Below are 13,387 nucleotides of genomic sequence, written 5' to 3'. Positions count from 1 at the left end.
TTTTTTGTACCTGAAATCACCCCAGACAGGACACAAGATGAAGTTGCTCAAAACACTGGCCTGCACTGCACTGGCCTTGTTCACCGTCTTTTCCGCTCACGCCAGGCCCCTTGACGAGGTCAAGAAGAGCGGCACACTGATCGTTGCCACCGAAGGCCAGTTCGCCCCCTTCAACTATTTCAATGGCACCACCCTGACCGGTTTCGAAGTGGAATTGGCCGAGCTGGTGGCCAAGAAAATGGGGTTGAAAATTCAGTGGAAGACGCTGGGCTTTGACGCGCTGCTCACCGGCCTGCGCCAGGACCGCTGGGACCTGGTCATCGCCTCGCACGGCATCACCGACGAACGCGCCAAGGCCGTCACCTTCACGGCGCCGCACTACTGCTCGGGCGGCATGATCATTGCCATGGACCCAGCCATCCGCACCGCCAAGGATCTGGCCGGCAAGGTCGTGGCGGTGCAGACCGGCACCAGCTACCTGGAGAACGTGCAAAAGGTCGCTTCCATCAAGGAAATGAAAAACTTTCCCACCGACGTCGATGCCCGCAGCGCCCTCAACTCACGCCGCGTGGACGCCTGGGTGACCGACCGCTTCGTCGCCAAGGCCGTGGTGGACAAGAACCCGAATGCCGGCTTCAAACTAGGTGACATGCTGTTCATCGAGCGCATCGCCGCGGCCGTGGCCAAGGGCAACCAGCCGCTGGCCGACGCCTGGTCCAAGGGACTGTCCGAGATCATGGCCGACGGCAGCTACACGGCACTGTCCAAGAAATACTTCAACGAAGACGTGCGCTGCCACTAAGGCAGAGCAGGCGCCCCGCCAGGTCTTCCCCCGCATGCTCGTTGCCCTTTGGCCAGAGCGCTGGAGCCGCCAGCAGCGCAGCAACGCCACGCTCGTCAGCGCCTTGGTGCTGATGGTGCTGGCGCTGTCCGTGCTCGGCCAGTTGCTTTCTTTTCTGCCCGAGCCGATTGGCTCTAACGCGCAGGCGTTTGCCGCCGGCGCGCGCACCACGCTGTGGCTCACCCTGGTGAGCGGCACCCTGGGTCTGCTGCTGGGCACCTGCGCCGCGTTGGCGCGCACCGCCCGCTGGCGCGCACTGCGCTGGGTGGCCAGTTTCTATATCTGGGCCATTCGGGGTACGCCGCTGCTGGTGCAGATACTGTTCGTCTACTTTGCCCTGCCGGCGCTGGTGCCCGGCCTGAACCTGCCTGATTTCGCTGCAGCGGTGGTGGCTTTGTCGCTCAACGTGGGCGCCTACAACTCGGAGTCCGTGCGCGCGGGCCTGCTGGCCGTTCCACGCGGTCAGACGGAAGCGGCGCGTGCGCTGGGCCTGGGCCGCTTGCACGTATTTTTTGACGTGGTGTTTCCGCAAGCCTTCAAGATTGCACTGCCACCCTTGGTGAGCAATTTCGTTGCGCTGCTCAAGGATTCGTCCCTGGCGTATGCGATTGGCGTAGTCGAACTCACCAACGTGGGCAACCGCATCCAGTCGGCCACGTTCCAGCCGATTGCAACCCTTTCGACCGTGGCCGTGACCTACCTGCTGCTGACCACCCTGGTGACGCAGATCTCGAACGCCATCGAGTACCGCTTTGACGTCGAGGGACGTGTCAAATGAGCACGCCACAAGCCTTCATCGTGGCAGACCACGTGTGCAAATCCTTTGGGGCGCACCAGGTGCTGTGCGACGTCTCCACCCACTTCAATACCGGCGAGGTGACGGTCATCATTGGCGCCTCGGGTTCTGGCAAGAGCACCCTGCTGCGCGCCATCAACCGGCTGGAGCCGCACGACAGCGGCTCCATCACCATCGAGGGCGTGCCGGTCTCGGACGACATCGCGACGCTGCAAAAGCAGCGCTGCGATGTCGGCATGGTGTTCCAGCAGTTCAACCTGTTTGGCCACCTCTCGGTGCTGGACAACATCACCCTGGCACCACGGCGCGTGCGCCACACGGCCCGCGCGCAGGCCAACGCCGAGGCCATGGTGCTGCTGCGCCGCGTCGGCCTGCATGAGCATGCGCACAAGTATCCGTGGCAGCTCTCGGGCGGCCAGCAGCAGCGCGTGGCCATTGCCCGCGCTCTGGCCATGAACCCCAAGGTCATGCTGTTTGACGAACCCACCTCGGCGCTGGACCCTGAAATGGTGCAGGAGGTGCTGGACGTGATGCGCGAGCTCGCTCGCGGTGGCATGACCATGATCGTGGTCACGCACGAAATGGGCTTTGCACGCGAAGTGGCCGACCGCGTGCTGTTTTTCGACCAAGGCCGCATCGCGCACGACGCACCGCCGGACGCCTTCTTTGGTAACCCCGCCAACGACCGCATCCGTGCATTCATAGGCCGCATGGGCGCCTGAATCCTCCACCCTTTCTACCCCCGGAGTCACCATGAAACGCAGTTCTCTTTTTCTTGCCTTGATGGCCGCCGGCCTGTGCAGCCTCTCGCCCCAGGTCTTTGCGCAATCTGCGCAGGACTTCAACGACCTGCGCGCCGAGATCAAAGCCTTGCGCACCGAGATCAACCAGCTCAAGGCGCAACAAGCACAGGCGCCCGTGGCGCCCGCCGCCAGCGCGTCGAACTGGAACGACCGCCTCGACAACGTCGAGCTGCGCCAGAAAGACGCTGTCGTGCTGGGCGACATCCCGGGCAGCTTCCGTTTGCCCGGCAGCGAAACCTCGATCCGCGTCTATGGTTTTGCCGAAGCCAACGCCATCAAGGACTTCAAGAGCACCGCGCCTGGCGACAATTTCACCAACCTCGCCGAACAGCCACTCAACTCAGGCCACCCGGCAACCGGCAAAACCGTGCTCACCGGCCAGACCTCCCGCTTTGGCTTTGAGACTTCTACGCCCATGTCGAACGGCGCGTTCAACACCAAGATTGAGGCTGATTTTTATGGCTACTGCGGCAACGAATGCAACCGCAATCGCCTGCGCCTGCGCCATGCCTACGGCGAGTACGCCGGTTGGCTGATCGGCCAGACCTGGTCCACATTCATGGACCTGGACGACATGCCGGAAACCGTGGACTTCAACGGCCCGCCCGGCGCCACCTTCCGCCGCCCGGTGCAGGCGCGCTACACCTGGAACAACCCCAATCTGGCCAAGTTCCAATTTGCACTGGAGGAACCCAGCGACGGCGCGCATTCGCCCAACCTGGTGGCGCGCGTGGACAAGGGCTTTGATTGGGGCACACTCAATGCCCGCATCCTCTCGCACGAGCAGCGGGTGGGCAACGCCAGCAAGCGGGGCTTCGGCTTCGGCCTGGGCGGCAGCTACAAGCTGACCGGAACGGCCACGCTGATGGCACAGTACACCCAGGTGGACGGCGACGGCGACGGCGCCTATCTGGTCGGTGCCAACTACCCAGTGCTCGACGGCGGGACCCTCCGCCTGGATCGCGCGCGTGGTGTGGTGCTCGGGCTGACCAACACATTCAGCGAGCACCTGCGTGCCACGGTGTCGGTAGGCACGGTGCGCTCCACGCGAAATGTCGGCGATGCGTACGTAAACGCCTACGGCCTGGACGGGAACGAACGCCTGACGCAGTGGCATCTGGGCTTCTATTACCTGCCCATCAAGAATGTGGAGCTGGGCACTGAATTGATTGGTGGCCGCCGCACGACGTACGGCGGGGATACCGGCAGTCTGAGCCGCCTGAACCTGCAGGCTCGCTACATCTTCAACTGATCTGTTCTTACATTTCACAGAAGCTGGCCGCGCAAGTGGCCGGCTTTTTTTATGCAATCAGAAAAACGTGGACTAGCCGCCCTCCTGCTGGTCACTGCCGTATGGGGCACGACGTTTCCGGCCATGAAGTTGCTCTCTGGCCAGCTGGATGCCCTGCAGATCATCTGGCTGCGTTTTGCCATTGCCCTTGTGGTTCTGGCACCGCTCTGGCGCGGTATGCGGGCCAGCGAGCGGCGCTGGGGCCTGCTTCTGGGTGCGCTGCTGTTTTGCGCGTTCTGGCTGCAGATCGAGGGGCTGGTGCGCACCAGCAGCAACCGCAACGCCTTCGTTACCGGTCTCAACGTGCTGGTGGTGCCCCTCCTGGCCATGCTCACCCTCGGACGGCGCTACGGCTGGCGTCTGTGGGCCGCGTGTGCGCTGGCGTGCGCTGGCATGGCGCTGATGTTTCACGAAGATGCGCCCTGGAACCTCGGCGATACGCTCACCCTTTGCAGCACGTTCTTCTATGCCGTCTACATCCTCATGCTTGAAGAATCCGCACGGCGGCACACGGGAGCGCCACTTCGCGCGACGCGCATGGCGGCCGCACAGGCCACTGTCATGTGCATCGCCGCGTTCGCACTGCTATTAGGGCGCCACGGCAGCGAATGGAGCACAGGCATGCAGGTACTCACTGCCCCTGCCTGGGCGGCGCTGATCTACCTAGGCCTGCTTGCCAGTGTGATCGTCGTCACGCTGCAGGCCTGGGGGCAGCAGCGGGTCGATGCGCTGCGCAGCGCCATCATTTTCGGACTGGAACCGGTATTTGCGGCCCTCACGGCCTGGGCCTTGATAGGCGAACACATGGGACTGGTGGCACTCACGGGAGCAGCCCTGGTCGTGCTGGCACTGGTATGGAGCCAGTGGCAGCCCACACCGTCAAGCCCTGGTGCCTAGCGCTCCAACACCCTTCAGGGCAAGAGTGGAATATCTTCCACCCGGCGCGGCGTACCGATAGGCGCCGTCGCCAGGCCCTTGCGCACTGCAGCGATGTCTTCCACGCTGGGGTATTGGCCGTTAAGCCAGTAGTCAAACACCCGCCGTGCGATGGGGGCCGCAACACCAGCGCCCCAGCCCGCGTTCTCGACAATGACGGCCAGGGCGATGCGCGGCTCTTCGGCCGGGGCAAATGCGATATAGAGCGCGTGGTCGCGTTGGTGCTCTTCGAGCTTCTTGGCGTTGTACTTGTCTTTCTGCCCGATGGTGACGGCCTGCGCCGTCCCCGTCTTGCCTCCTGAAACGTAGCTCGCACCCGCAAATACATGGCTCCCGGTGCCACCCTGCGTGACGCCGACCATGGCGCGCTTGATCACATCCACATTGGCCTTTTTAAACCCCAGATTGACAGGCTCTGGGCGCTCCACAGGGTGCTTTTCACGTGTCATCACGTCGGTGGTAAACATCCCCAGGTGGGGGGTATAGGCAATGCCGCCATTGGCCAGCGTGGCTGTTGCATGCGCCAGTTGCAAAATGGTGAAGTTGTTGTAGCCCTGCCCGATACCAAGCGAAATCGTCTCGCCAGCGTACCAGCGCCGCTGCTCGGGTCGCTTGTAGGCACTGCGCTTCCAGGCCTGGCTGGGCAGCACGCCACGCACTTCGCCCGGCAGGTCGATCCCCGTAATCTGGCCAAACCCCAATGGCGCCATGAAATCATGGATCGCGTCCACGCCCATGTCATTGGCCACCTGGTAGAAGTACACGTTGCTCGATAGCATGATGGCACGGTACATATCCACCGGCCCCAGAGCATGGTCGCCATGACTGCGGAAGGTGTGCCCACCAAAGGTCCAGGAGGCATTGTCCTGTGTAATGGCTCCGGGAGTTCGCTTCCCCGTCTCCAGCGCTGCCAGTCCCATGAAGGGTTTGTAGGTCGAGCCGACTGGGTAGGTGCCACGCAGCGCGCGGTTGAGCAGGGGCTTGTCGAGCGACTCGTTGAGCGCCGTCCAGTTCTCGAAGTCAATCCCTTCGACAAACAGGTTCGGATCGAAGGTGGGCTTGCTGACCATGGCCAGCACTTCACCGTTGCGCGGATCAATCGCCACCAGGGCACCACGTCGGTCGCCAAACAGGTCTTCGATCATGCGCTGCAACTTGATGTCCAGCGTCAGCGTCACGGTGTTGCCGGGCGTGGCGGGAAAGCTCTGCAGTTTGCGCACCGCCCGGCCGCCGGCAGAGGTCTCCATTTGCTCTACCCCAGTTTCGCCATGGAGCTGCGACTCAAAGCTCTGCTCAACGCCCAGCTTGCCAATGTAGTCGGTACCACGGTAGTTGGCTTCGTCGTCAGAGTCCTGGATGCGTGCCTTCTCGGCTTCATTGATGCGCCCGATGTACCCAATGGCGTGGCTCGCAGTTTCGCCAAACGGGTAGTTGCGAAACAGCCTGGCCTTCACCTCCACGCCTGGAAACCGGTAGTTTTGCGCAGCAAAACGTGCCACCTCGGCGTCGGTGAGCCGGGTGCGCAGGGGAAGCGACTCAAAGTTGCGCGACTCTTCCATCAAGCGCTTGAAGCGCCGGCGGTCGCGCGGCGTGATCTCGACAATCTGCGCCAGACTGTTGATCGTGTCCTCCAGAACCCCCGCCTTGGAAGGCGTGATTTCGAGCGTGTACGCAGCATAGTTGCTGGCGAGCACGACCCCGTTCCGATCCTTGATAAGCCCACGATTGGGCACGATGGGGACGATGGCGGTGCGGTTGCTCTCGGCCTGCTCGGCCAAATCTTCGTGCCGCACCACCTGCAAAAAGACCAGCCGTGCCACCAGCAAGCAAAACGCCAGCAGCACCACGGCGCCGACAATCCAGATCCGCGTGCGAAAACGCGAGGCGTCGGCCTCGACATTGCGCAACTCCGTCATGGATGGCGCTTCTCGTCGCGATCCGGTGCCCGCCGCTGGGGTGCGAGCAACAGCCAGCTTGCGGGGGCCCAGAGCAAGGCTTCGAGCACGGGTGCGAGCGCAACGCCCCAGCTAGGCAGGCCGCCCCCTGCCAATAGGCCAACGACCACCAAGACGGCATGCGCCAAAGCAAAAAACCCCGCCATTTGGGGTGCTTGAGAAACCGCCGAATACCACAACAGCCGGCGGTGTGCGAGCGCCACCCCGTACATCAACACCGCATAGGCCAACGCGTGCTGGCCGAGCAAAGAAGACTGCTGCACATCCATGCACAGGCCCAAGGCAAACGCCACCCCCATACCGACGCGCAGGGGCTGGTGCATGCCCCAGAATGCCAGCAGCAAGATGAGTGCATCAGGCATCCAGGGCATTGGCCCCAGCGGCAGCATGTTGAGCGCCAGCGCAGCCAACAAGCTGACCACGATAAAAGCCGGCCTGACCGGCATCAGCAGCAACTGTCCGCGCGGCATGATCATGCGGCACCTCCTTGCAGCGCTGGGCACACCCCATCACGCACATCGATGCACTGAACCATCATTTGCGTGGCTTCTTCTTTGGTGTTGATGCAGGAGCCTCGGGCGACGGCAGCGCTTGCGGCAGGTCATTCGTCGCAGGCGAGAGCAGCAGCACATGCTGGGCACCTTGCACGCGCGCAAGCGGCGCGCAGTACACGCGCGCAAAGGCAAGGTCCGCCCGACGCTCCACACGCACCACGCGGGCGACCGGCAGGCCTGGTGGGTATACACGGTCCATGCCGCTGGTGGTCAGCAGGTCCCCTTCCTGAATATCGGCATTGGCCTGCATGAAGCGCAGCTCCATGCCTCCACCGTGACTGAGCACCGGGTCACCATAGGCCACACCGCGTTGTCCGGTGCGCACGTTGAGCACGGGAATGGCCTGATCCTTGTCGATGAGCAGGGTCGCTTCGCTGTAGAAAGGATGCACGCGCGTGATCTGGCCCAGTACACCGAGCGCATCCACCACGGGAGAGCCTGGCTCCACGCCTGACGTCTGGCCTGCGTCCACCACCACGCGGCGGCTGTAGGGATCGGCGGTGTCGTAGAGAATTTGCGCCGCCCGCGCCGAAACCTTGGTGCGGGTACGCAGATCGAGCAACTGGCGCAAGCGCTCATTCTCCAGTTCCAGCTGGTCCAGTTGGTTGGCGCGCAGCGACGACGCGAGCCATTTCTGACGCGCCTCCCTGGCCTCGGCCTGCGCCGTCTCCAGCGACTCCATATAAGTGCTGCTGCGCCCCAGAAGGTTCGCCGGCTGCAGCATCAGCCACTGCACAGGATAGAGCACGGTGGCCACCACATTGCGCAGTGGCTCCGTCACATGAAGGCGGGCATCTGCCACCATCAAAAACAGCGCCAAGGCGCTGTAGAGAATCAATTGCGCCCGAGGCGTTGGTCCCGGGCGCATGAAGGATGGGGCGCTCCGTTCAAGGGTACCGTGCGGCATGGCGCCTCCCTTTCACAGCGACGAACCGCCGTGCGCAGGGCTCATTCACTGGTAAAGATACTTCCTGCACGGTCCATGCGCTCTAAGGCTATACCGCAGCCGCGTACCACACAGGTCAGCGGGTCTTCCGCCACCAGCACCGGCAGGCCGGTTTCTTCGGCCAGCAGGCGGTCCAGGTCGCGCAAGAGCGCGCCACCCCCGGTCAGCATCATGCCGCGCTCGGCAATGTCGGCACCGAGTTCGGGCGGAGTTTGCTCCAGCGCATTCTTCACCGCCGAAACAATCTGGTTGAGGGGTTCGGTCAGGGCTTCCAGCACCTCGTTGCTGGAAATGGTGAAGCTGCGCGGCACACCCTCGCTGAGGTTGCGACCCCGCACTTCCATCTCGCGCACTTCCGAGCCGGGAAAGGCCGAACCGATTTTCTTCTTGATCGCTTCCGCCGTCGGCTCCCCGATGAGCATGCCGTAGTTGCGCCGGATGTAGCTGATGATGGCTTCGTCGAACTTGTCGCCGCCGACGCGCACACTGCCTTTGTAAACCATGCCGCCGAGCGAGATCACGCCCACCTCCGTGGTGCCGCCGCCAATGTCCACCACCATGGAGCCCGAGGCCTCGGACACCGGCAGGCCGGCGCCGATGCCCGCAGCCATGGGCTCTTCAATGAGGTAGACCGACGTGGCACCCGCCGCCTCTGCCGCGTCCTTGATGGCGCGGCGCTCGACCTGCGTGGAGCCACAGGGCACGCAGATGATGATGCGCGGGCTGGGCGTGAGCAAGGTGCGCGGGTGCACCATCTTGATGAACTGCTTGATCATCTGCTCGGTGATGACGAAATCGGCAATCACGCCATCCTTCATCGGACGAATGGCTTCGATGTTGCCGGGCACCTTCCCGAGCATGGCCTTGGCTTCGCGGCCGACCGCCTGAATCACCTTCTTGCCGTGCGGCCCACTTTCATGGCGGATGGCGACGACCGAAGGCTCATCCAGCACGATGCCCTTGTCGCGGGCAAAAATCAGGGTGTTCGCGGTGCCGAGGTCAATCGCGAGGTCGGTAGAAAAATACCGACGAAAAACTCCAAACATTCAAGAATCCTCTCGGGCACGGCACGCGCGTCGGCCTGCCATCGCCGTGTTACATGGGTAAAAATCGTGCCTGAAATGCCGACAAGAAGGTGCCATCCTGACGCCGGAGGAACCCATAAGCAAAAGTTTTAGTGGGACTTTGCGCACAAGTAGCGTCAGTTTCCAGGGCTTTTCGACAAAGGCGGGATAATACCGCATCCCCTGTGAATAACTCTTCCCTGCGCGCCCTTCGCAGGAGCTTTACATCCGGTTTCGAACCCCTCATTCCCATGGCACTCACCCACCAGGAGATCGGCCGCATCGCCCATCTGGCCCGACTTGAACTCAGCGACGATGAGAGTGGGCACATGCTCACCCAATTGAACGGTTTTTTCGACATCGTCGAGCAGATTCGCGCGGTAGACACTTCCGGCATCGCGCCGCTGACCCACCCGGTGGCGGCCATTGCGCCGGTGGTCCTGCGCTTGCGGGACGACATCGCCAGTGAGCCCGATCAGCGCACCGCCAACCAACAAAACGCCCCTGCAGTCGAGCGCGGCCTGTTCCTCGTGCCGCGGGTGATCGAATGAGCGCCGCCATGAGTTCCCACGGACTTGCCCTCCACGAGATGCCGCTGTCCACGCTGGCGCAGGCCCTGCGCTCACGCCAGGTCAGCGCGCTGGAAGCCACCGAGCATTTCCTCGCGCGCATGCGCCAGCACCAGAGCCTGGGCGCGTTTCTCGCCGTGGACGAAGACGCCAGCCGCGCCCAGGCCCGCCTGGCCGACGAGCGGCTGGCCGCAGGCAGCACGGCAGCGTTGGAAGGCGTGCCGCTGGCGCACAAGGACATCTTTGTCACGCGCGATTTCCCGACCACCGCCGGCTCGCGCATGCTGGCCGGGTACCGCTCGCCGTTCGACGCCACCGTGGTGCGCAAGCTCGCTGAAGCCGGCGCTGTCACGCTGGGCAAGCTCAACTGCGACGAATTCGCCATGGGCTCGGCCAACGAGAACTCTGCCGCTGTTCCCGTGGGTTTTGACAGCGCGCAGCCAGTGCGCAACCCCTGGGACAGCACGCGCATTCCCGGTGGCTCGTCCGGCGGCAGTGCCGTAGCGGTGGCAGCACGGTTGGTACCAGCCACCACGGGCACCGATACCGGCGGCTCGATCCGCCAGCCGGCAGGGTTTTGCGGCATCACGGGCATCAAACCCACTTATGGCCGGGCATCGCGCTACGGCATGGTGGCCTTTGCCTCCAGCCTGGACCAGGCGGGGCCTCTGGCGCGCACGGCAGAAGATTGTGCGCTGCTGCTGTCCGCCATGTGCGGGCCGGACCCGGACCGGGATTCGACCTCGCTCGACCGCCCTGCCGAAGACTTCAGTCGCCAACTGAACGACTCGCTCGACGGCCTGCGCATCGGTATGCCGAAGGAGTTCTTTGCCGACGGCGTTGCGCCAGGCGTGCGCGCCGCCCTCGACGCTGCGCTCAAGGAATACGAGAAACTGGGCGCCCACCTGGTCCCCATCTCGCTGCCGCGCACCGAGCTGGCCATCCCGGTGTACTACATCATTGCCCCGGCCGAGGCGAGCTCCAACCTCAGCCGTTTCGACGGCGTGAAGTTCGGCCACCGCGCCAAGAACTACACCGACCTGATGGACATGTACAAGAAGACGCGCGCCGAGGGCTTTGGCGACGAGGTCAAGCGCCGGATCATGATCGGCACCTACGTGCTCTCACACGGCTACTACGACGCCTACTATCTGCAGGCGCAAAAGATTCGCCGCATGATTGCCGACGACTTCCAGCAGGCCTTCAAGGCATGCGACGTGATTGCCGGGCCCGTGGCCCCCAGCGTGGCCTGGAAAATTGGCGAACACGGCAGCGACCCGCTGGCCGACTACCTGGCCGACATCTTCACCCTGCCCGCCTCGCTCGCGGGGCTCCCCGGCGTGAGCGTGCCGGCTGGGTTTGGCGAGCACGGCATGCCGGTCGGCCTGCAGCTCATTGGCAATTACTTCCAGGAAGCGCTGTTGCTGAACGCCGCACACCGTTTGCAGCAAGCCACCGATTTCCACCTGCGCACCCCCACAGGCTTCTGACATGAGCGCCCCCTTGATTCACGGCTACGAGGTCGTCATCGGCTTCGAAACGCACACGCAACTGGCCACGCGCAGCAAAATCTTCAGCCGCGCCTCGACCGCTTTCGGCGCCGAACCCAACACGCAGGCCTGCGCGGTCGACCTGGCCCTTCCCGGTACGCTGCCGGTGATGAACCGCGAAGCGGTGCAGTGCGCTATTAAATTAGGACTTGCTCTTGGCTCCCACATTGCCCTAGAGAGCATTTTTGCCAGAAAAAACTACTTCTACCCGGACTTGCCCAAGGGCTACCAGATCAGCCAGTTCGAGATTCCCGTTGTGCAGGGCGGCGAGGTGTCCTTCCTGCTTGGCGATGAGCAGAAAACCGTCCGCCTGGTGCGCGCGCACCTGGAAGAAGACGCCGGCAAATCGCTGCACGAAGACTTCATTGGCCAGTCGGGCATCGACCTGAACCGCGCCGGCACGCCGCTCTTGGAGATCGTCACCGAGCCCGATATGCGTTCATCCGCCGAAGCGGTGGCCTATGCGCGCGAGCTGCACAAGCTCGTCACCTGGATCGGCATTTGCGACGGCAACATGCAGGAAGGGTCGTTCCGCTGCGATGCCAACGTGTCCGTGCGCAAGCCCGGTGCGCCCCTGGGTACGCGGCGCGAGATCAAGAATCTCAACAGCTTTCGCAACATGCAGCAGGCGATGGACTATGAGATTCGCTGGCAGATCGAAGAGCTGGAAGACGGCCGCGCCATCGAGCAGGCCACCGTGCTGTTCAACCCTGACACCGGCGAGACGCGCGCCATGCGCAGCAAGGAAGATTCGGCGGACTACCGCTACTTCCCCGACCCCGATCTGCCGCCGCTGGTGATTGCGCCGGAGTGGATAGAGGCCACCCGCACCACCATGGGCGAGTTGCCGCGGGCCATGGCGGCGCGCTTCGTTGGTGGCTATGGCCTGCCCGAGTACGACGCAGCCATCCTGACGCAAAGCAAGGCCATGGCGGCGTATTTCGAGGAGGCTGCCAAGGCCAGCGAGCAGCCCAAACTTGCCAGCAATTGGGTGATGGGCGAACTGGCCCGGCGCCTCAATGCCCAAGAGCAGGACATCCACCAGTCGCCCGTGAGCGCACAGCAACTGGCGCAACTGATCAAGCGCATCGTCGATGCCACCATCTCCAACAACGCCGCCCGCCAGGTGTTTGAAGCGCTGTGGAGCGGCGCGGGCAGCGAGGTGGACGCGCTCATCGATTCTCTCGGCCTGCGCCAGATGAACGACAGCGGCGCGCTAGAAAAAATCATCGACGACGTCATTGCCGCCAACGCCGACAACGTGGCACAGTTCCGCGCCGGCAAGGACAAGGCCTTCAACGCGCTGGTGGGCCAAGTGATGAAGGCCAGCAAAGGCAAGGCCAACCCGCAGCAGGTCAACGATTTGCTGCGCCAACGCCTCGCCTGAACGCCGCCGCCTGCGGGCGAAACTACTGCGCCGCCGTCCCCGCAGGCACGGACGGCTCGGTGGCCCGAGTCCCCCACAACTGGCGCAGCTGCGCCAGTTCGACGTCAAACCGCTTGTTGACGCGCTGCTTCTCCTGCCCCTGGCTGAGAATGAACCGCTGCTGCTCCTGGATTTCCGCATCGTTGGCGGCCACCTCGCGCTGCAGCTTCATGGGGGCTTTGGCGGGGTCCTTCTTGTAGAACTCCATTTCGGCATCGATTGCCTTGCGGGCCTCTTTCAGCGCTTGAATCCGCTTCACGGCCACTGCCGTGACGGAATCAACGGTTTCAAGCGCCGCGGCCCGCTCTGCATCATGGGCGGCACGGTTCGGGTAGCGCGCCACCAGCACACGTTCGCGGCGCTTCTCATCGGCAACCCGGTTGGCTTCGTCTTGTTGCTTGCGCAACTGCGCGGCCTGGACAGCTTTTTCATGTTCCGTGAGACTGGGGCCAATCACGCGCCGCACGGTGCCGGTCGGCCCCAGTTCGCGCTGCTCACGGTCGATGCAGGCGGCAATGGGCCGATCTGACGTGATGCGTCGGCCGCTGGCATCGACGCAGGTGTAGATGCCGCCCGTGGAAGCCTCTTCCGCGTGCGCGCCCGCCTGCACCAGCAAGGCGATTGCGATTCCTGCGCTCCAGACCAATGCGTTCAAT

13 protein-coding genes are annotated in these 13,387 nt (G+C 63.5%); 8 read left to right on the top strand and 5 right to left on the bottom strand.

The features are described 5' to 3' along the window. Nucleotides 1-37: 37 nt before the first annotated feature. The 5 genes from D3F03_RS12470 to D3F03_RS12450 are packed head-to-tail and all read left to right on the top strand — an operon-like array spanning nt 38 to nt 4,628. A complete protein-coding gene (locus D3F03_RS12470; RefSeq protein WP_119109748.1) occupies nt 38-802 on the top strand; it encodes an ABC transporter substrate-binding protein in 765 nt (254 codons plus the stop codon). 34 nt (nt 803-836) lie between these two features. Next, nucleotides 837-1,619 carry an amino acid ABC transporter permease gene (locus D3F03_RS12465; protein ID WP_119109747.1) on the top strand — a complete coding sequence of 261 codons (783 nt, stop codon included), beginning with the start codon at nt 837-839 and terminating at the stop codon, nt 1,617-1,619. After that, nucleotides 1,616-2,359 carry an amino acid ABC transporter ATP-binding protein gene (locus tag D3F03_RS12460; RefSeq protein WP_119109746.1) on the top strand — a complete coding sequence of 248 codons (744 nt, stop codon included), beginning with the start codon at nt 1,616-1,618 and terminating at the stop codon, nt 2,357-2,359. The genes D3F03_RS12465 and D3F03_RS12460 overlap by 4 nt, the downstream gene beginning before the upstream one ends. A 31-nt stretch (nt 2,360-2,390) precedes the next feature. Further along, nucleotides 2,391-3,692, top strand: coding sequence for a DcaP family trimeric outer membrane transporter (locus D3F03_RS12455; RefSeq protein WP_119109745.1), 1,302 nt, complete (start codon nt 2,391-2,393; stop codon nt 3,690-3,692). A gap of 51 nt (nt 3,693-3,743) precedes the next feature. Further along, nucleotides 3,744-4,628: a DMT family transporter gene (locus tag D3F03_RS12450; RefSeq protein WP_119109744.1), complete on the top strand. Its 885-nt coding sequence runs from the start codon at nt 3,744-3,746 to the stop codon at nt 4,626-4,628. Nucleotides 4,629-4,642: 14 nt separating this feature from the next. On the opposite strand, the gene mrdA is transcribed toward D3F03_RS12450, so the two are convergent. The 4 genes from mrdA to D3F03_RS12430 are packed head-to-tail and all read right to left on the bottom strand — an operon-like array spanning nt 4,643 to nt 9,168. Then, a complete protein-coding gene (gene mrdA / locus D3F03_RS12445; RefSeq protein ID WP_119109743.1) occupies nt 4,643-6,583 on the bottom strand; it encodes a penicillin-binding protein 2 in 1,941 nt (646 codons plus the stop codon). Beyond that, nucleotides 6,580-7,098, bottom strand: a complete 519-nt coding sequence (gene mreD / locus D3F03_RS12440; protein ID WP_119109742.1) for a rod shape-determining protein MreD — start codon at nt 7,096-7,098, stop codon at nt 6,580-6,582. The genes mrdA and mreD overlap by 4 nt, the downstream gene beginning before the upstream one ends. A gap of 58 nt (nt 7,099-7,156) precedes the next feature. Beyond that, entirely contained in the window at nt 7,157-8,083 is a 927-nt protein-coding gene (mreC, locus tag D3F03_RS12435) for a rod shape-determining protein MreC (RefSeq protein WP_119109741.1), read from the bottom strand. A 41-nt stretch (nt 8,084-8,124) separates the two neighbouring features. Then, nucleotides 8,125-9,168 carry a rod shape-determining protein gene (locus D3F03_RS12430; protein ID WP_119109740.1) on the bottom strand — a complete coding sequence of 348 codons (1,044 nt, stop codon included), beginning with the start codon at nt 9,166-9,168 and terminating at the stop codon, nt 8,125-8,127. Nucleotides 9,169-9,437: 269 nt separating this feature from the next. Here D3F03_RS12430 and gatC point away from each other — a divergent pair, with 269 nt between their 5' ends. From gatC to gatB, 3 genes are read left to right on the top strand one after another with little or no spacing between them, the layout of a single operon-like run. Next, complete coding sequence (gene gatC / locus D3F03_RS12425) at nt 9,438-9,737, top strand: Asp-tRNA(Asn)/Glu-tRNA(Gln) amidotransferase subunit GatC (RefSeq protein ID WP_119109739.1); 300 nt, start codon at nt 9,438-9,440, stop codon at nt 9,735-9,737. Nucleotides 9,738-9,745: 8 nt separating this feature from the next. Further along, nucleotides 9,746-11,245 (top strand): Asp-tRNA(Asn)/Glu-tRNA(Gln) amidotransferase subunit GatA, encoded by a 1,500-nt coding sequence (gene gatA / locus D3F03_RS12420; protein WP_119109897.1) that lies wholly within the window; start codon nt 9,746-9,748, stop codon nt 11,243-11,245. A 1-nt stretch (nt 11,246) separates the two neighbouring features. After that, nucleotides 11,247-12,692, top strand: coding sequence for an Asp-tRNA(Asn)/Glu-tRNA(Gln) amidotransferase subunit GatB (gene gatB / locus D3F03_RS12415; protein WP_119109738.1), 1,446 nt, complete (start codon nt 11,247-11,249; stop codon nt 12,690-12,692). Nucleotides 12,693-12,714: 22 nt separating this feature from the next. On the opposite strand, the gene D3F03_RS12410 is transcribed toward gatB, so the two are convergent. Next, a complete protein-coding gene (locus D3F03_RS12410; protein WP_425453126.1) occupies nt 12,715-13,386 on the bottom strand; it encodes a DUF4124 domain-containing protein in 672 nt (223 codons plus the stop codon). Between the last annotated feature and the right edge of the window lies 1 nt (nt 13,387).

The organism is Simplicispira hankyongi (genome assembly GCF_003570885.1).
Lineage (GTDB): Bacteria > Pseudomonadota > Gammaproteobacteria > Burkholderiales > Burkholderiaceae_C > Simplicispira > Simplicispira hankyongi.
The sequence above is the reverse complement of the archived record's forward strand: the minus strand, read 5'-3'. Positions and strand labels throughout refer to the sequence as shown.